Annotated in this window: 19 protein-coding genes; all 19 read right to left on the reverse strand. The window is 64.5% G+C overall.

Going from position 1 to position 16702, the window contains the following annotated elements; genetic code table 11:
• Nucleotides 1-22 precede the first annotated feature (22 nt).
• The 19 genes from AC0WR5_RS11915 to mltG all read right to left on the reverse strand — a co-directional run bounded on the left by AC0WR5_RS11915 (nt 23) and on the right by mltG (nt 16699).
• Nucleotides 23-3949: a baseplate multidomain protein megatron gene (locus AC0WR5_RS11915; protein ID WP_475863383.1), complete on the reverse strand. Its 3927-nt coding sequence runs from the start codon at nt 3947-3949 to the stop codon at nt 23-25.
• Nucleotides 3949-4392 carry an NlpC/P60 family protein gene (locus tag AC0WR5_RS11920; protein WP_475863384.1) on the reverse strand — a complete coding sequence of 148 codons (444 nt, stop codon included), beginning with the start codon at nt 4390-4392 and terminating at the stop codon, nt 3949-3951. The genes AC0WR5_RS11915 and AC0WR5_RS11920 overlap by 1 nt, the downstream gene beginning before the upstream one ends.
• Nucleotides 4389-5273 (reverse strand): DUF2163 domain-containing protein, encoded by an 885-nt coding sequence (locus AC0WR5_RS11925; RefSeq protein WP_475863386.1) that lies wholly within the window; start codon nt 5271-5273, stop codon nt 4389-4391. The genes AC0WR5_RS11920 and AC0WR5_RS11925 overlap by 4 nt, the downstream gene beginning before the upstream one ends.
• The gene (locus AC0WR5_RS11930; protein WP_475863387.1) at nt 5270-5905 is read right to left on the reverse strand and encodes a phage distal tail protein, Rcc01695 family; all 636 of its coding nucleotides are present in this window, start codon (nt 5903-5905) and stop codon (nt 5270-5272) included. The genes AC0WR5_RS11925 and AC0WR5_RS11930 overlap by 4 nt, the downstream gene beginning before the upstream one ends.
• Before the next feature lie 12 nt (nt 5906-5917).
• Nucleotides 5918-6556, reverse strand: a complete 639-nt coding sequence (locus AC0WR5_RS11935) for a phage tail tape measure protein (protein ID WP_475863389.1) — start codon at nt 6554-6556, stop codon at nt 5918-5920.
• On the reverse strand, nt 6549-6761 hold the full coding sequence (locus tag AC0WR5_RS11940) for a rcc01693 family protein (RefSeq protein ID WP_475863390.1): 213 nt from the start codon (nt 6759-6761) through the stop codon (nt 6549-6551). Before AC0WR5_RS11940 ends, AC0WR5_RS11935 begins: the two co-directional genes overlap by 8 nt.
• A complete protein-coding gene (locus AC0WR5_RS11945) occupies nt 6758-7084 on the reverse strand; it encodes a gene transfer agent family protein (protein ID WP_475863391.1) in 327 nt (108 codons plus the stop codon). Before AC0WR5_RS11945 ends, AC0WR5_RS11940 begins: the two co-directional genes overlap by 4 nt.
• A complete protein-coding gene (locus AC0WR5_RS11950; protein ID WP_475863393.1) occupies nt 7084-7497 on the reverse strand; it encodes a phage major tail protein, TP901-1 family in 414 nt (137 codons plus the stop codon). Before AC0WR5_RS11950 ends, AC0WR5_RS11945 begins: the two co-directional genes overlap by 1 nt.
• A 38-nt stretch (nt 7498-7535) precedes the next feature.
• Nucleotides 7536-7946: a DUF3168 domain-containing protein gene (locus tag AC0WR5_RS11955; RefSeq protein ID WP_475863395.1), complete on the reverse strand. Its 411-nt coding sequence runs from the start codon at nt 7944-7946 to the stop codon at nt 7536-7538.
• Nucleotides 7943-8281: a head-tail adaptor protein gene (locus AC0WR5_RS11960; protein WP_475863397.1), complete on the reverse strand. Its 339-nt coding sequence runs from the start codon at nt 8279-8281 to the stop codon at nt 7943-7945. Before AC0WR5_RS11960 ends, AC0WR5_RS11955 begins: the two co-directional genes overlap by 4 nt.
• Entirely contained in the window at nt 8278-8880 is a 603-nt protein-coding gene (locus tag AC0WR5_RS11965; RefSeq protein ID WP_475863399.1) for a head-tail connector protein, read from the reverse strand. The genes AC0WR5_RS11960 and AC0WR5_RS11965 overlap by 4 nt, the downstream gene beginning before the upstream one ends.
• A gap of 171 nt (nt 8881-9051) precedes the next feature.
• Nucleotides 9052-10239 carry a phage major capsid protein gene (locus AC0WR5_RS11970; protein ID WP_475863401.1) on the reverse strand — a complete coding sequence of 396 codons (1188 nt, stop codon included), beginning with the start codon at nt 10237-10239 and terminating at the stop codon, nt 9052-9054.
• Nucleotides 10240-10273: 34 nt separating this feature from the next.
• Nucleotides 10274-10861, reverse strand: a complete 588-nt coding sequence (locus tag AC0WR5_RS11975) for an HK97 family phage prohead protease (protein WP_475863402.1) — start codon at nt 10859-10861, stop codon at nt 10274-10276.
• Between the two features lie 32 nt (nt 10862-10893).
• Nucleotides 10894-11133 carry a GTA head formation protein, RCAP_rcc01685 family gene (locus AC0WR5_RS11980; RefSeq protein WP_475863404.1) on the reverse strand — a complete coding sequence of 80 codons (240 nt, stop codon included), beginning with the start codon at nt 11131-11133 and terminating at the stop codon, nt 10894-10896.
• Entirely contained in the window at nt 11126-12334 is a 1209-nt protein-coding gene (locus AC0WR5_RS11985) for a phage portal protein (protein WP_475863407.1), read from the reverse strand. Before AC0WR5_RS11985 ends, AC0WR5_RS11980 begins: the two co-directional genes overlap by 8 nt.
• Nucleotides 12335-12569: 235 nt before the next feature.
• The gene (locus tag AC0WR5_RS11990) at nt 12570-13493 is read right to left on the reverse strand and encodes a dioxygenase family protein (protein WP_475863408.1); all 924 of its coding nucleotides are present in this window, start codon (nt 13491-13493) and stop codon (nt 12570-12572) included.
• 214 nt (nt 13494-13707) lie between these two features.
• Nucleotides 13708-15099 (reverse strand): DNA-packaging protein, encoded by a 1392-nt coding sequence (locus AC0WR5_RS11995; RefSeq protein WP_475863409.1) that lies wholly within the window; start codon nt 15097-15099, stop codon nt 13708-13710.
• Nucleotides 14984-15430 carry a hypothetical protein gene (locus AC0WR5_RS12000; RefSeq protein ID WP_475863411.1) on the reverse strand — a complete coding sequence of 149 codons (447 nt, stop codon included), beginning with the start codon at nt 15428-15430 and terminating at the stop codon, nt 14984-14986. The genes AC0WR5_RS11995 and AC0WR5_RS12000 overlap by 116 nt, the downstream gene beginning before the upstream one ends.
• Nucleotides 15431-15544: 114 nt before the next feature.
• Nucleotides 15545-16699 carry an endolytic transglycosylase MltG gene (gene mltG / locus AC0WR5_RS12005; RefSeq protein WP_475863412.1) on the reverse strand — a complete coding sequence of 385 codons (1155 nt, stop codon included), beginning with the start codon at nt 16697-16699 and terminating at the stop codon, nt 15545-15547.
• Nucleotides 16700-16702 lie beyond the last annotated feature (3 nt).

Below are 16702 nucleotides of genomic sequence, written 5' to 3' on the forward strand. Positions count from 1 at the left end.
AGCGATCAAGGACCGGAATGATTTAGGCGAAAAAGGAGATCCGCGCCGCGAGACCAGGTCCGTAGCTGGCGGAAACCTGTGAAATTTCAAGTTCTGCGACGCCCGAAACAGCATCCTGGGCCTGTTGAGCGGCGGAATAGGTCCAGGCGGTTTCGTTCACCAAGACCTCGCGCAGGAGGCTGCCACCGGCGCGCAGGCGAAGCAGGAAGGACATGCCTTCCTCGCCGAGAGGCACCTCGGGCAGCGCCCATGAGTCGCCGTCCAGACGGGTGCGCCGGATCCAGCTGAAGGCGATATCGCCGTTGCCCAGCGCCCGGCTGCGCAGGTGACAGGGCGCATAGGGCCGCAGGCCGTTGCCTTCGAAGGCCAGGACGTCGTGGCGATAGGAGGGATCATCCGTGCCGCGCCGCGCCGGGCCGGTGCGGTAATGCCGTTCCAGCCCACGCTGGTTCGGCGCCAGGGCGATCTGGGGCAGGCTGTTCTCGATCAGCACCACATAGGAGCCTGCGGGCCATTCCGCAGGCATGAGGGCATCGGTTCCGAGCTGTCCCCGCAGGCGGTGGCCGAGCTGATAGGTGCGAGGCCCGGTGAGCTTGACATCTCGGAACTGGAAGAGCTCCCACTTGCCGGGGGTGCCGTCGCCGATGGCCATCAGGTTTTGTCCCGACAGCAGCCCCGCGTCGTCGGTGGACGACAGCGCTCCGGAGGTCAGCGTGACCGACAGCGGCGCGCCACGGTCGATCCGGCCGACGGGGCCAGCGGCCATGGGCACATTGGTGACGCCGACAATGGAACGGGCCGAGAAGGTGGTGTCGAGCGCATAGCCCGCGTCGCTGCTGGCACTGTAGATAGCCACGGAGCCGGGCCATGGATCGCCGGTCACGGCGACATGCGGGGCATGGGGCGGCTCGTCTCCGCGGATCAGCGGCAGATCGAGAAAGAGCGGCAGGACCGGCGATGGCGGGATGAACGCGGGGGCGGCGGGCAGATCGGTGTCGATGCCCGCGGGCAGATAGACTTCGGGCTCGACCCGCACGGCGTCGAAGATCCCGGCCAGGCCGTATTCGGCACGGTCGATGCGATAGAGCGCAGGGGAAGCCGCATCCGTGAAGGCGATGACATCGCCCGCGCCGATATCGCGACGTGAAGGCGGCAGGGCAAAGCGCAGGGTATCGCGCGCCACCCGGGCTTCGGCCAGCCAACGCTCGACCACCTCCCTGCCCTCGCCGCGGTTCATGGCCAGGGACATTTCACTGCCGGCAACGGAACGACCGGCCTCGTCCGGCAGGACAGCCTCTTCGGCAATGGTGGCGTAATCGGCACCGGCCTCGACGAAACGCAGGCGCATGCGCCCGGCGAGCTCGGCCTCGGGGGCCCGCTGGTGCTCGATCCGCCCCTCAATCTCGCGCGTTACGGCGACTTCCTCGGCCGAGACCGAGACGTCCTGCTGTCCGTCGCGCATGATGAAGACGATCCGGCCTTCGCGTTCCACCGCATCGAAGCCATAGCGCAGCATCAGCGGTTGCAGATCCGCACGCGGTTCACTGACCTCGTCGCAGAGATAGCCGCTGACGTGGCCGTGGAGCCCCGAGACGTCATAATGCTGCAGGCCGGCAGCCTCGCAGATCTCGGCCACGACGAGGGCAAGGGAGCGCCCTGACATGCGTCCGGTGATCCAGTGCCCGGCGCGGTAGTTGTCACCGTCGCTCCAGAGCGTGCGGTTGTTCGGAAAATGCGGAAAGGGGCGCGCATCCCAGGCCCAGACATAGGCCCGGCTCATGTCCAGCATGGGCGCGGCATAGACGGTGGAGACAGGGTTGTTGGCCGGATCGTTCCAATAGGCATGCATGACCTGCAGGTACTGCTGCTGCATCAAGTCATCGCGGCGCCCGGAGGAGTAATGGGGCAGCGCGGATTCCGAGGACTTGGGATCGAGGAACTTGTTCGGCTGGTTCGTGCCCTTGTCGATCGCGGCACAGCCGAGCTCGGTAAATCGGATCGGCTTGGATTGCGGTACCCAGGCCGTGGGCACGGCCTCACGTAGGCCGCCGATGCGTTCGTGGTGGGCATTCTGCCACCATCCCGAGAGGTCCTTGACCCGCCAGATCCAGGGCTCTCCATGGGCGCCATCGGTGATCGGAGTGCGGATCTGCGCGGCCCGATCCGCCACCGAGGCATAGTACCAGTCGTAGTATTCCCCGCCTTCCACGTTGCCCGCCAGGTAGGCCGGATCGTAAATGCTGTCGGCCTGCGCCGCATCAAGATGCGCGCGACCGTCTCGCCAGTCGGACAGCGGCATGTAGTTGTCGATCCCGATGAAGTCGATTTCGTCATCCGCCCAGAGCGGATCGAGATGAAAGAAGCGATCGCCAGAGCCGTCCTGGGGCTGATAGCCGAAATACTCCGTCCAGTCGGCAGCATAACTGATCTTGACCGCCGGACCGAGAAGGGCGCGCACCTCGGCCGCGAGGGCCTGTAGGGCGGCAACGGCCGGGAAGGTGTTCCCCGCCCCCCGGATGCAAGTCAGACCGCGCATCTCCGACCCGATGCAAAACGCCTCGACCCCGCCCGCGGCGGCACAGAGCGCCGCGCCATGCAGGATAAAACGCCGATAGCGCCATTCGTCGGGCCCGGAATAGCTGACCTGTCCGCCGGAAATGCTGAAGTCACTGGCCGAGGCCGTACCGAAGAAGGCGGCCACTTCGTCCGCTGCGGCAGCCGTACCATCGGGCGACCCTGCCCGCTCCGGGGAAATGGACGACGTGATGCGGCCACGCCAGGGCAGCGCTGGCTGGCTCGTGGCGGCGCTGTAGGGATCCGGCAGCGTGTTGCCGGACACCTGATCCATCAGCATGAAGGGATAGTACATCACCGCCTGGCCACGCGCTTTCATCGCCTGGATCGCCTCGATCACGGCAGCATCCGAGGGCGTGCCACCATAGATCGGCCGGTCTTCGTCATCCCGGGCCACCACCTGGGCGGCGGAACGGCCAAGACCGGCCACGCTCCAGGGCATCTCGACACCGTCGAAGCTGCCCTGTTCGACCTTGGGACGAACCTCGCAGGAGCCACAGCGCAAATCGTTGCCGAACCAGCTGACGATCAGTGACGTGGCTTCGCAATTGGGCAGGGTGGTCTGCAGTTGATCGAGCGACGTGGAGAGGTCGGACTTGCCCGACGGCGTGTTGACGTTGGCGAGAGAGGTCTGTCCGGCGCCATAGCTGTAATGCACCCGTGTGGTCGCGAGACTGTACTCCCCCGATCCGGGCATCATCGCAACACCCCTTATGGCGCGCGAAGCCTCTGCCCCAGCGCCCGGGACAGCGGATTGCACAGGGCGGATCACCTCGAACGTGAACTGGGGAATGCGGCTGCCGAATTGCGACAGTCCGAGATCCTCGAAGACGACATAGGCCAGGCCGCGGTAGGCAGGCACCTGCCCTGCCCCCTCGATCGCCTCCATCTTCGGATCGGGCAACTGGTAGGCGCCCCCGTGGTAGATCCGCATGTTGAGATCATCGCGCGAGACCTCAGTGCCATCCGCCCAGATTCGGCCGATGCCGTCGATCTCGCCTTCGCAGAGCGCGATGGCTAGGCTGACACTGTAGCTGTACTCGGAGACCTTGGGCTGAGACGGCGTACCCTTGCCGCCGCCTGAGGTGCTGACATGTTCATTGAACCCCGACGCCCAGATGACCTGACCCGCCACACGCATGCCCCCATAGACGCGGGCCACCGCGCCCCCCTCTCCGGCTCCGGTCAGCCGAAAACGCTCCACACGTCCGGTCTCGACCGCCTCGGAGCCCTGGCCCAGCAGACGCTGATCGATCGCACGCCCGACTGTCGCCCCGACGAAGCGCCCGAGGACGGCGGTGGAAAGGCCCAGGACCGAGCCCCCCATCGAACCGCCCAGCGCGGCGCCGGCAGCAGAGAGAAGTATGGTAGCCATCAGGAGACCTCCTCGGGGAATGCGAAACGGGCCACGACCCGCCGACGCCACGGCGCGCTGAACGGACTTTCCAGCACCTCGTGGCCGGAATATGCGTGAATGAAGCTGGGCACCGGGCCGAGGGCGGCCATGATGCCGAGGTGCTTGGCGACACTGCCGTCGCGCATCCGGAAGAGCAGCACGTCACCGGAAGCCGCGTCGTCCAAGGGCTTCGGGACAAGGTGCCGGAGCGCCGCCTGCCAGAGATCTTCCTGGCGCCGCGGCTCGGACCAGTCCGCGGTATAGGCTGGCACGGCCTCGGGTTCCGGGCCGACAACATCGCGCCAGACACCCCGCAGCAGACCGAGACAATCCGTGCCGGCGCCCATCACCGAGGCCTGGTGAACATAGGGCGTGCCAATCCAGCGACGCGCCGAGGAAACGATCACTTCCTGTCGGGTCACCTGAGGCTGCCCCCGCCGGTATGGGCACTCTGCCCCGGCTGCACCATCAGCCAATCATCGCCCGGCAGATCCGGAAATCCCTGGAAATTTATGGCATTGGCGAACTTGTCACGGCAGGTGGAGAAGCGTTTGTCACATCCCGCCGTAAGGCGCAGCATAACCCCGTTTCCGGGATCGACCGGGAGCGGGCCCCACAGTTCGAGGACACGCAGCCCGTCCTCCGAAAGGTCCCGCTTTACCGGCGTCCTCAGCCCCGCTGCGGGGCCGTCGAGCACTTCGATCACCCCACGGGAAAACCAGCCTTCCGCAAAGCCGCCAAGCGTCGCGAAGCCGAAGCGTTGGCCCTCCTGGACGGTGCTGGCCGCTGTCTCGACCGTATAGAGGGGATCATCGACGGCGAAGCTGCAGGCCTCATCGCCGAGCACCGCAGCGCAGGGCTTCTGATAGATCCGTCCCGTTGGTTGGTTCAGCTGTTCGGAAAGACCGCGCAATTCCGCCCGAAAGACACCGGCGCTACGCGTCAGCTCGCCGAGAGAGCCACGAAAGATGATCTGCCGCTCATCGGTATCGGCCCAGTTGACCAGCCAGGCGCGCACCTCGGCACCGTCGTAGCGGCCCGCCTCGATATCCGCCTCGGTGATCGCACCGGCCGACAGGGCACCAAGCGCTTCGGCATTGTCGACCGACAGGCCGGTGCCCTGCTGCAGCGCACTGGCCGTCAGGCCCGTATCGGCATTGAAACTGATGCCATCAAACTGAAGCTGGCAATCGTGATCGGTAAAGCCCATCATGGTGCCGTCGCGCCGGGTGATTGCCCAGGCGTGACAGGTCGTGGTCGCACCGGTGGCCAGATGAGCGGCAAGTGCGGCATCGAAGCTCATCGGACGCGTACCTCCACCACGGGGACGTCGGGCACCTGGCCGGCCTCGAAGGTCGCAACCGAAACCTGTATGCGGTCCGTGTCAAAGCGCACGGGAACGTCGAATTCGAAGCCTGCCGTGACGACATGGCCAGTTGGAGCAGCGCTTGTCAGGGTGACGAGGCCCGAGGACAGGTCGACGGAGAAGCCGCTTCCTTCGGACAATTCCACGCCGTTGACACCCAGGCGCACCGTACCCGCAACCGGTTTGGAGATTGGGCGCAGATATTCCTGCGCCCCGGAGCTGTAGCGCTTGCCAAGCTGAAACTGCGTCTCGCTTCCGTCTCCGACGCCGATCTGCTGATCCAGGAAACCGATCACCTCGCTCGGACGCGCCGACTTGTAATCCGCCCAGTCCTTCCAGCGGAAGCCGTGCAATTGCCCCTGCCGGGCCTCGAAAAAGGCGATGACCGTCTCGAGATCATCCAACGAGCGCATGGCAAGACCCGCGTCGTAGTAGCGGCGCGAATGCTGCCACGGTGCATTGCGCTCCTCGAACCCGTTGGCGAGCGTCACGACATCGGTGCGCCGCTCCGGACCACCGGCCGCACCGAAGGACAGCGAGGCGGGAAAGCGGATTTCGTGAAAACTCATGTCGATCTCTCCTCAGCGGTTGCGTTGACCGCGGCCGAGCGCACGGCCCATTTGGGCGGCGATCTGGGACTGCGACCGGCGGAAGCCCTCGACGTCCGGCGTCGAGATATTGATCGTGATGTTGACGCCACCACCGCCTTCGCTGCGCACCCCGAGCTTGCCATCGGCCCCGCGTGTCAGGGGCATGATTGCCTCGGCTCCCGCTTCGCCCATGAGGCCGGTCCCGCCCTGCATCGGGAAATAGGTAGGCGAGGAGACCACGCCCCCGCTTGCAAAGGCCCGTACCCGGCCACCGCTGAACGCACCGCCCTTGGCAAATGGCATGATCGCCTGGGCGAGCATGCCACCGAAATGATTGGTCACCGGGGAAACGGCGGCGGAATAGACGCTGTTTGCGGCTGACCCAGCAATGCTCCGCAGGGCATCGCTCATCTTCATGCCATCAAAGACAACGCCATCGAGGGCACGACGCAGCCCGCGGCTGAGGCCGCGCTCCAGAGATTGTACATCCTTTCCGGCACCTGCAAAGGCGCTGCGCATGCGTCGCAACTCGGAATCGAAACCCGCCGCCATGTCGGCGGCGCCTCCCAGACTGACATCCAGGGCGGCGAGTTGCTCCTTCAGGTCGTCAATCGAGCTCAGGTCATCCATGACAATCATCTCCCTTTCCCGGCCTGTCCGGATAGGCGGCCAGCAATTCTTCCAGGCGCCTGCGCCCGAGAGACGTCTCGGGGCCTGGCAGGCTGCCCAGCAGCATGTGCAGTTCTGCAGGCGTCAGCGCCCAGAACTCGGCGGGTTTGAGCCCAAGGCCACGCAGACCGGCCTGCAGCATCGCGGGCCAGTCCAGCGCGCTCATGCGGCACCTTCAGGCGGCAGCGAGAACGCCCGCGTCAGGAGTTCGGCGGCCTTGCGCGCGGCTGTCATCGGGCCGCCCTCGATCTCGGCCGAGAGCAGATCCTGCGGCCGCCCACGCCAGCCTCCTCCGCGCAACCCGGCAACGATCAGCGCCAGCACATCCCGGGTGGAATAGCTGCCGGCTTCGAACCGCTCGACCAGATCGATCAACGATCCGCTCGCCAGCCCGGCCTCCAGCTCGGCCAGCGCACCCAGAGTCAGCCTCATGACGTGGCGTTCTCCGTCGATGACCAGCGCCACTTCTCCGGCCCAGGGATTGGCCATCAGATCGCCGAAAAGCTGAGGGCGCCGGCGGAAGCCAGTGCCATCTCGTAGGTCGCCTCGCCGTCATGGGCCCCGGAATACTCGATCGAGGTCAGCTGAAACGGCCCTTCGACGACCCCGAAGTCCGGAATGATGACCTGGAACGCCGGTGTCTCGCTGTCGAAGAAGATCTGCCGTGCGCGCTCATCGCTCGTGGCATCCTTGAAGACGCCGGAACCGCTGATAGACGCCGAGCGCATGCCGGCACCCCCAAGAAGCTCACGCCAACCGCCCTGGCTTTCCAGGCTGGTCACGTCGACACTCTCTGCGTTGAAGCTCAGCCGCGTGGCCCGCAATCCCGCCAGGGTTTCGAATGCGCCGGCGCCGGTCATGTCAACCTTGATCAAAAGATCCTTACCGCTCTGGGCAACCATGATCTCTACTCCGTGTGATGTGTTCAGATGTCTGGCGCTCAGGTGTCCTGCACCAGGGCGCGAAAGCTCATGTCGATACGCCGCAGCGAGGCACTGCTTTCCAGACGGGCGCGGGCCCTTACGAAGCTGAAAGCAACAAGGTGCCCGCGACTGAGTGGCGGCAGGGGGGCCGCCAGCGCATCGCTAACCGCCGCTGCGACGGCCTTGGCGGCCTGAAACCCTGCCTGATCCGTGATGACGGAAATGGTCAGGTCGTGCTGGGCACCTGAGCCGTCCTTGTCGGAACGGTCGCGAACGATTTCCTGGCCAAGGCTGACATAGGTGGCCGGCGGTGTTCCAGTGGGCGGCGCATCGAAGATGTCACTGCCAATCAGCGCGGAAACCGCCGCGTCCTGGCTGATCTGCTGGAAGATAGCCGCCTGGAGGGCGCCGGAGATCGCATAGCTCATGAGGCGATCTCCTCTCGGGCGGAACAGATCAGATAACGGCCTGTCGCGTCCTGTTCGGTGACCCCGTCGATCATGAAGATCCTGCCGCCTTCCCGAAACCTCTGGCCCGGAACGGGCCGGCTCTGGGCCCCGTAAGGCGCACCGCGAACGGTGATCGCCAGTCGCTGCTCACGAACCATCAGGCCACCACGGCCGGTAGAGCTGCCAGTGCCCGGCAATATCTCGGCCCAGAGTGTTCCCAGCGGCGTCCAGTTGCTGGTATAGCCACCGGCGCCGTCAGTTGTGCGGCTCGGCGCCTCCAGGGTGACCTGCCGGCTCAGGTTCGGTGTGCTCATGCGCCACCTCCCATCGTCAGGCGCATAGGACGATAACGCTCGATCAGGGCCGTGACGCCAAATGGGGTACAGCCACGCGACAACCTCAGGTCGTTGCGGTATTCGTAGTAATGCGCTGCCATCAACAGAACTGCCTGGGCCAGATCGGGCGGCACCTGCGACCAGTCCATTGCGTTGCCAACGATCATGTAGATCTCGGCCTTGCCGGCCTCATCGATGCTGGGCAGCTTGCCGGACCTGGCCCGCAAAACGGGCTCAAGGCTGTCTTCGCGAACGATGAACTCCTCGCCGGGATATTCGGTGCCCACTCCGTCCGCATCCAGAACGGTCACGCGCATGATCATGCGGATCGGCGCCAGCGGAAAGGGCTGAAGCTCCGGGTCCTTCCACGCGGGAACCACCCAGGTCATCTCTCGTTGATAGAGTGCCTGCCCCGTCCGCCCTTCGATAGAGGAAATCGCGGCACGCAGATAGCCTTCAAGCACCTGCTCCTGAACGCCATCTTCAGCGAACCCGCTGCCAAGGCGCAGGTGTGCCTTGAACTGTTCGATAGGCAGTATGCTTGCCGGCGTCTGGTTTTCTTCGATCAAAATCATCATGTCACTCCGATGATCCGGGCCCCGATGCCCGGCCCCCATATCCGCCCCGGCGCAGTGACCGGCGCGTGTCTCCCAACGTTGCTCGGACGGAGGGAGCTGCTGGACAACGCATGCAGGAGACACGCGCCCGGCGGGGCCGTAGGCCCGGCCCCACCGATCCGCCCCTCCCGATCAGGAGATGGCGAATTTCAGCAGCTTGATCGCCGCGAAATCACTGACGTCCCCACCGACGCGCTTGGTCGCGTAGAAGAGAACATGCGGCTTTGCGCTGAAGGGATCACGCAGAACGCGCAGGTCCGGGCGTTCGGCCACGGTGTAACCTGCATGGAAATCGCCAAAGGCCATCGCGTAGGCGCCAGATGCAATGTCCGGCATGTCTTCGGCGATCAGCACCGGATAGCCCATCAGGCGTGCCGGCTCTCCGGCAGCCATGCTGTCCGACCAAAGGAAGCGGCCATCCGCGTCCTTCAGCTTGCGCACGGCACCGGCAGTCTTGGAGTTCATCACGAAGGTGCCGTTCGCGCGGTAACGGGCCCCCAGGGCATAGACCATCTCGACAATGGCATCGGCTGGGTCATTCGGATCGAAAGCACCGTCGGAACCAGTGGCGATGTAGCCGATGTTGTCCCAGCTCCAGGTCGCATCGGCGACCTTGGTGTGCGTCATGAAGCCGGTGGGCTTGTCGTCGCCATCACCGTTGATGAAAGCCGCCGCCTCTGCGCGTGCGAACTTGTCGGCGATGCGTTCGGCCAGCCAGCTCTCGATATCGAAGGCGCTATCGTCGAGCAGGCGTTGCGATGCCTTCGGCAGGGCCGAAAGCTCGTAGAGCGGGATCGAAATGCGGTCCACGGTCGGCGTAGAGGTCTCGGACACCGAAGTTTCGTCGTTCCAGCCGGCACCGATATCGGTGGTGTCGATGAGAACATCGTAGGAGGTCGCGTTGACGTTCACGACATTGGCGATCTGGCGGATCGAGGACGAGGACTTCAGAACCGACTTAATGGTATCCGACGTCGCCGGATCCACCAGGTAGCCGCCGTCACCGTTCACTGCCGTCGACATCGACTTGCCTTCGAGTTCCAGTCCGCGCAGACCATCGTCATTGCCAGAGCGCAGGTAGGCGTTGAACGCTTTCTGATGGGGCGCCTCGATTTCGGCAGTCGTGGCCAGCACGGGACGCGCGGCGCTCAGGGATTTGCGGTCAAGCATTGTCAAACGGCTTTCCTGTTGTTGAAGCTTTTCATGAATATCGAACTGGAAGTCCTTGAACTCCTGCATGAAATCCACGATGGCGGATTTCACCTCGGCTACCGGAGACACATGCTCTCCGTTCCGAGAATGCTTCTCGGTCATACCCATCGTCTTCTCCTTTGATGGAAGTTGAGAGAGCGCCCTATCGGTCGCCCATTTCGGCACGGGCCGTGTTGAACAGCGTCACCAGGTCCCACAGGTCGTCTTCGAGGGGATCGGCGCCCTTACCAGCCACCGGCACCGCCGGTGCCTTTGCCCGTGCACTGGTCAGCATAGGGAAGGTCACCAGAGAGACCTCCCAGAGCTCCAGTTCCGTCAGAAGCCTGCGGCCTCCGCTATCCTTTGCCGAACGCTTCGTGCGATAGCCAATCGACAGCCCGTCGATGGCGCCCGCCTGGATCAGTGCCGCAGCTTCGCGGCCCCGCATGACGCCGTCGAGCAGCCGTCCCTTGACCCAAAGGCCGGTCTCGTCCTCGCGCAGCTCGTCCCAGACACCGATCGGCTGGCAGGGATCATGCTGCCACAGCATCTTGACGCTGCGGCCCTGGCTGCGCAGCTCCTTCAGAGACAGCGCATAGGCTCCCTTCTCCACCACGTCGCCGCCCTGGTCACAGGCCCCGAACCGAGAAGCATAGCCTTCGATCACCATCCCGTCCTCACGGACGGTCAGCCTCTCGTCGAACCGGCAGAATTTCAGTTCGAGGGCGTTCATGCTATCATACATCTTCATACCTCTCCGCTCTTCGCGCCCGTGTCGGACGATCAGGGCAATTGCTCGATGATGGATTGAAACGCCTGGGCCAGGATCACCCCGACAATTCCGTAGACAGTCAGCCAGAGGCGACGTTCCAGCCGTTCGATGATCTGCTCCTGTCGCTCGATCTGAGACTTCAGGCCGTCGATCTGCAGCTTCGAAACCCTCTCGTGGGCTTCCAGCCGCAGGGACGGCCCACATTCGAAACCGTCATAGCCAAGCCGCGCCCCTTCCCTCGGGTCAGCCATGATGGTCCGCCAGCGGGGGCAGCCCCAGCATTGCACGCTTCTCTTCCCGGGTCAGGAAATCCGCTTCGCTGATGCGGCGCCACTGAGAGTCACGCTCGGAGGCCAGCGCCGGTACCTTGTCCAGATCCGGTGACACTCTCAGATCTTCTCCGGTAAACATCTCGAGCCATTCGCCAATGCTGGCGGTTACCCGCGTCGCGAGCGGCAGAACTGTCAGCCGGAAAAAGGCCCTGTGCGCTTCCTGATAGTTCGCATAGGTGGCATCGCCGGGAATCCCGAGCAGCATCGGCGGCACACCGAAGGCCAGGGCGATCTCGCGCGCCGCGGCTTCCTTGGTCTTCTGGAATTCCATGTCAGAGGGGGAAAAGCCCATCGGCTTCCAGTCAAGCCCGCCTTCGAGCAGCATAGGCCTTCCGGCATTGCGGGCACCCTGGTGATGCATTTCCATTTCCATGACCAGGCGGTCGTATTGCTCGGTGGTCATCGTCCCCTCGCCCTCGACACCGCGATAGACGATCGCGCCAGAGGGACGCGCCGCGTTGTCGAGCAGCGCCTTCGACCACCGCGAGGCACTGTTGTGCACGTCGAGCGCCTGTGCGGCCGCCTGCATAGGAGACAATCCGTAGTGATCATCCTGCGGGTGGAAGGTCTTCATATGGCAGATCGAGGGCCGTGGGCCGGTCACGTCGAAACGCAGCTTGCGTCCGTTCACGGTATAGTCAAAGGCAACGGGCCAGCCATCGGCCCCTGGCACCAGCGCCATGCGATCGCTGCGCAGCACGTGAAGCTCCACCGGTGCCCCCGTCTCGGCAGCTACGGCCTCGGCATAGGCATTGCCCGTCAGCAGCAGCTGTCCATAGAGCGCCTCGAGGAACTCCGCTCGCCCCTGCGCCTGGTTCGGCTTCCGCAGCAGCGCCAGGACAGGATGATCCTCGTAGCGTCGCGCCTCGTCCTGCAAGATCAGCGGCAGCGCGGCCGCGGCTTCGGCAATCAGCTTGACCACACGAAAGCCAACCGGGTTGCCGGCAAAGCCGGTCCGGGTCAAAGAGACCGTATCCCGGGGAGACCACGCCACGCCGCCATGGCTCTGCATGGCAACAAGCTTTCCGGTGGCCGACGCCTTGCGCTCGGGTGCGGGTCCCACGGCCGCATCGGTCGCCTGCCCGCTCGTGTCGCGGCGGAAATAGTCGATGACCCCCATGCGTCTCTCCTTCGGTGCCTCGCCCTGCATCGTTCTGCCGGGCCTTCATCGAACTGCCCTCTTGGCGGCCCGTGAGAAGAAGATCGCGGTATTCCGTTAAAAAGGTTCTCGCCGACCGTACGCTGCCCAAGACCCGCGGTTTTCCTTTCCATTCAGCGTTTTGAGACGGGACCATGATACGCGAAAGGGCCCCGGAAATCCGGGGCCCTCGTTGCTCGTGTGACTTGTGTCTCGATCATTCCTCGCCTGGCTTCGGCGGCCGCGCGCCACCCTCTCCGCCCGGAGGTGGCGGCATGTCGCCACCAGGACCCGCCGGCGGCGGCGCCATGGTGCTGCTGTCGGCATCAAAATCCACCGGGATCACCAGCGTTCCCTTGTAGCCGCTGTTCGCGTCTCCGGTCAGGGACAGGGTCTGCTGTTGCAACTCGGCGTCGGTATTGTCGCCAAAGACGTTGTCGTCGGGAATGGAGATGCGACCCAGGTTCCGCGAGCTGCCGTCATAGCGGCTGTCGTTGGCATAGACATCGCTGCACTCTGCCTCAGGCATCGCGATCTGCGCCGTCAACACCGAGGCTTCCCCTGAAACCGCCGCGTCAACGTTGCGGAAAATTTCGAAATGGATATGCGGCCAGCGCCCGTCGTAGCAGCCCGGGAAGATACTGGTGAACTTCACCTTGCCTTCGTCATCGGCCACCCCGACGCCCCGCAGGAAGTTCGCATCGGTATAGTCATAGAGCGAATACTTGCCCTGGGTGTCGCAGTGCCAGATGTAGATGGCATAGCCCGCGAGCGGCGTGCATCCCGCCGCATCCTCGAGCGTCAACTCCAGATCCAGCAGCAGGCCATCGGCATCTTGCGTCATGTCACCAAAGGACGGGCGCAGATCCTCGCGGATGATGCCCTCCTGCGTCAGCGCATTCACGGTCTGACCGTCCTTCACATTGCTCCCATCGGCCGGGTACGGGCCCGCGGTTTCCCAAGGCAGCGCGACGCATTCCATGGCTGCGGCCGGCAGGCCCGCAGCCGAGGCAAGCCCAAGCCCGCCCATCAGCGTCAGCAGGCGCCGCCGTCCCAGCATCCGTGGCAGATCGTGGGCAAAGCCCAGGTCGTGATCATCATGCCCGTGGTGGCCGTGCGTCTTTTCGGGGGAGTTTGTCATCTTTGGCTCCTGACGTTTCGTCTTCTTGGCTCGTTTCGTCGAATTCAACGCGCCAGGAGCTGCATTCCGTCTCAAATCAGGCCGAGTTTATTTTTCAGCTCGCCCCATTTTCCAGGGAACCCAATGTTCTAAAACGAAAAAAAGCGGCAGAGCATTTCTGCCCTGCCGCGTTGCCTAAACCATGAAAAGTAGAATTTCCTAAAGGGGACTCGCCCTAGATGCTGCGCACCTGGGGCATCCTTTTCGGTTGTGCCGAGAGCATCAGCTCGTGCAGGGCCCAGACAAGGGCATCCAGCCTGTCAGGGCTGCCAAGCCCCTCCCAGCCCCGCATCGTCATCTGTGTCAGCTGATCCTCAAGTTCTCCCAGGCCGCGCATATGCCGGACGCGGCCCTGTTCATAGAGCGCCGCAACCGGCTCGGCCCGGGCGGCCTTGCCGCGCGCGGCACGAACCTTGCGAACCGGAGCATTGGCATCCACCTGCCGGATCACCGCCTCCACCAGGTCGCCGCCCTGGTTCACCTCGGCCACGATCCTGTCGGCACCGTGGCGATGCAGCGCCGCGATGGCGGCCTCGGCCCACTGGACCGGGCTGGCCGCACTCACGCTGGCATCTTCCAGCACGTAGGCGCGCCAGCTCTGCACCGGGCCCCTGCATACCGCCCCGGCCACAACGATCCCGCATTCATCCGAACCCGCGTGCCCGGTCACAGGTGGATCCACCGCCACCACGATCCGGTCCAGCTCGGGTATGTCTTCGGTCTGGGCCGCGCTCAGCATCGCCTCGGTCCAGAGCGCGCCCTCCGCATCGGCCAGCATGATCCCGTCCAGTTCCTGACGCCCGAGCCGCGTGCCCGCGTAGCGCGCCCGCACCTCTTCGAGGAAACCATCGGCAAGGTTTGCGCTGTTGGCCTCCGTAGGCGCCTGGGTGACCACCGTCGACGGGCTCTCAAGCAGTTGCTTCAGCACACCGACATTCCGCGGCGTCGTCGTCACGCAGATCTGCGGATGCTCGCCCAACCGCAGCGCAAACTGCAGCATGTCCCACGTATCGCCAGCCTTTTTCCACTTCGCCAGCTCGTCCAGCCAGGCACCGTCGAATTGCGGCCCCCGCAGCGCCTCCGGCTCGCTGGCCGAAAACACCTGGGCCTGGGCGCCGTTGGGCCAGACCAGAGTGCGCTTGCTGGCCTGCCAGTCCGGCCGCCGGTCAGGGGGCGAACAGGCCATGATGCCGCTCTCGCCAAAGATCATCACGTCGCGCACCTGGTCATAGGTCTCGCCCACCAGAGCGAGGCGCCGGCAGCGACCCGGATCGAGCGGCCGCGATCCCTCCACCTGGGCGCGCACCCACTCGCTTCCGGCGCGGCTCTTGCCGGCGCCACGGCCGCCCATGATCACCCAGGTGCGCCAGTCCCCCTCGGGCGGGATCTGGTGTGGCAACGCCCAGAACTCGAACAAAAAAGGGAGAGCACGAAGCTCTCCCTCACCAAGTTCATCCAGAAATTGCTTCTGTACGTCCGCATCTGCGCAGGCGATCCAGGCGGCACCCGATCGAAGCCCGGGCGGCGCCGAGGTCGAGCTCTTCGCCCCCGCCGGAGTGCTGTCCATTCCGTTGTCGTCCTTCATCGAGCTTGGCCTCCATCTCCATAGCAAACCGGATCCAGAAACGGATCTCTCCGCACATCTTGGTGGCGTCTTTCACCGCCCCCGTCTCTCCGGCGCGCACCCTGCCCTGCAGCGCTTTCAAGTCGGCCGAGATGTCCAGTACCTGTCGTTCAATTGTCTCGATCGCGTTCTGCAACCGGGTGTCTTCTCTCTGGGACTGTAGTTTTGTCATTGTCGCTCTTGCCTCGTGCGATTTTTTGTTGTCCCCGATCGAGCAACACGAAAAAACGGCCTCGGGATTTCTCCCGGGCCGTTTCCCCATGTCTTCCAGCATGTCACAAGTTCTACAGCGGACCGTTCGCCCTGTCAATTTCCGGGCGAGTGCGGGCGGGCTATCGAAATCTTAACGATATTCGCATAGCCCGCGCCAACCCATTGAAATCGCGCCCTATTGGTTCGCGTTCTGCTGTTCGATCTCGCGCCAGCGCGCTACGTTCCGATTGTGTTCGGCCAGGGTAGAGGCAAAGGCATGCCCCCCGCTGCCATCCGCCACGAAGTAGATGTAATCCGACACCTCCGGGTTTACCGCAGCCTCGATGCTGGCGCGTCCCGGGTTGGCGATCGGCGTCGGCGGCAGACCATCGATCTGGTAGGTGTTGTAGGGCGTCGCCCGGTCAAGCTCGCTGCGGCGCAGGCCACGGTCCAGAACCCCCTGCCCGTTGGTGATGCCATAGATCACCGTCGGGTCGGTCTGCAGGCGCATGCCCTGCTCCAGTCGGTTCTCGAAGACGCTGGCCACCAGGCGGCGCTCTTCCGGCACCCCGGTTTCCTTCTCGATGATCGAGGCCATGATCAGCGCATCCTGCGGCGTGTCAAAGGGCAGATTGTCCGCCCGGTTCTCCCAGGCCGCGGCCAGGATCAGCTCCTGGTTCGCCTGCATCCGGTCGATGACCGACTGCTTCGTATCGCCCTTGCGCACCTCGTAGCTGTCGGGCGCCAGGCTGCCCTCGGCCGGGATCTCGGTGATCTCGCCCGTCAGTTCGTCCATGTCGTTCAACAGCTGCACGACCTGCCAGCTCGTCACGCCTTCGGCCATCGCGATGCGATAGCGCGTGTCATCCTGCGCCGCGACCGTCTCGAAGACCTCGGGCTTCTCGGCGTCGCCGGCATCGAAACGCGCGGCCTCTTCGAAGCGGCCGGTGGCCGGATCCAGTTCGCGCACCAGCACGTCCGAGTTCCGAACCCCCACGCGATAGACGATCTCAGTGCCGCAGGTGCTTGCGCCGCCACGGGTCACGATATCGACGATCTCCTGCATCGAGGCGCCGGCAGGCACCAGGAAGGCGCCGGCCTTCAGGGCACCGGACTTGTCGGTGTAATCGGCGCCGATCCGCAGGATCGCGGCATGGCTTACCGCGCCCTGCTCCTGCAGGTCGTCACTGACGCCGCGCATGTTCTCGCCGCTGGCCACCCGAATGCAGATGCCTTCGGTCAGAGGGCCCTCGGCCGTGTATTCACGTTTGCCCCAGAGAATCACGCCACCCAGCAGCAGCGCGGCCACGATCAGCAGCGTGATCCCGTTCGAGGCGACAGACCGCCACATGAT

This window comes from Pseudooceanicola sp. DL12, assembly GCF_056270665.1.

Bases quoted from the DNA above. Each gene is read 5' to 3' on its own strand.
- AC0WR5_RS11915 (WP_475863383.1), bottom strand. From the start codon at position 3,949: ATGGCTACCATACTTCTCTCTGCTGCCGGCGCCGCGCTGGGCGGTTCG.
- AC0WR5_RS11925 (WP_475863386.1), bottom strand. From the start codon at position 5,273: ATGAGCTTCGATGCCGCACTTGCCGCTCATCTGGCCACCGGTGCGACC.
- AC0WR5_RS11930 (WP_475863387.1), bottom strand. From the start codon at position 5,905: ATGAGTTTTCACGAAATCCGCTTTCCCGCCTCGCTGTCCTTCGGTGCG.
- AC0WR5_RS11935 (WP_475863389.1), bottom strand. From the start codon at position 6,556: ATGGATGACCTGAGCTCGATTGACGACCTGAAGGAGCAACTCGCCGCC.
- AC0WR5_RS11940 (WP_475863390.1), bottom strand. From the start codon at position 6,761: ATGAGCGCGCTGGACTGGCCCGCGATGCTGCAGGCCGGTCTGCGTGGC.
- AC0WR5_RS11945 (WP_475863391.1), bottom strand. From the start codon at position 7,084: ATGGCCAATCCCTGGGCCGGAGAAGTGGCGCTGGTCATCGACGGAGAA.
- AC0WR5_RS11950 (WP_475863393.1), bottom strand. From the start codon at position 7,497: ATGGTTGCCCAGAGCGGTAAGGATCTTTTGATCAAGGTTGACATGACC.
- AC0WR5_RS11955 (WP_475863395.1), bottom strand. From the start codon at position 7,946: ATGAGCTATGCGATCTCCGGCGCCCTCCAGGCGGCTATCTTCCAGCAG.
- AC0WR5_RS11960 (WP_475863397.1), bottom strand. From the start codon at position 8,281: ATGAGCACACCGAACCTGAGCCGGCAGGTCACCCTGGAGGCGCCGAGC.
- AC0WR5_RS11965 (WP_475863399.1), bottom strand. From the start codon at position 8,880: ATGATGATTTTGATCGAAGAAAACCAGACGCCGGCAAGCATACTGCCT.
- AC0WR5_RS11970 (WP_475863401.1), bottom strand. From the start codon at position 10,239: ATGGGTATGACCGAGAAGCATTCTCGGAACGGAGAGCATGTGTCTCCG.
- AC0WR5_RS11975 (WP_475863402.1), bottom strand. From the start codon at position 10,861: ATGAAGATGTATGATAGCATGAACGCCCTCGAACTGAAATTCTGCCGG.
- AC0WR5_RS11980 (WP_475863404.1), bottom strand. From the start codon at position 11,133: ATGGCTGACCCGAGGGAAGGGGCGCGGCTTGGCTATGACGGTTTCGAA.
- AC0WR5_RS11985 (WP_475863407.1), bottom strand. From the start codon at position 12,334: ATGGGGGTCATCGACTATTTCCGCCGCGACACGAGCGGGCAGGCGACC.
- AC0WR5_RS11990 (WP_475863408.1), bottom strand. From the start codon at position 13,493: ATGACAAACTCCCCCGAAAAGACGCACGGCCACCACGGGCATGATGAT.
- AC0WR5_RS11995 (WP_475863409.1), bottom strand. From the start codon at position 15,099: ATGGACAGCACTCCGGCGGGGGCGAAGAGCTCGACCTCGGCGCCGCCC.
- AC0WR5_RS12000 (WP_475863411.1), bottom strand. From the start codon at position 15,430: ATGCTGGAAGACATGGGGAAACGGCCCGGGAGAAATCCCGAGGCCGTT.
- mltG (WP_475863412.1), bottom strand. From the start codon at position 16,699: ATGTGGCGGTCTGTCGCCTCGAACGGGATCACGCTGCTGATCGTGGCC.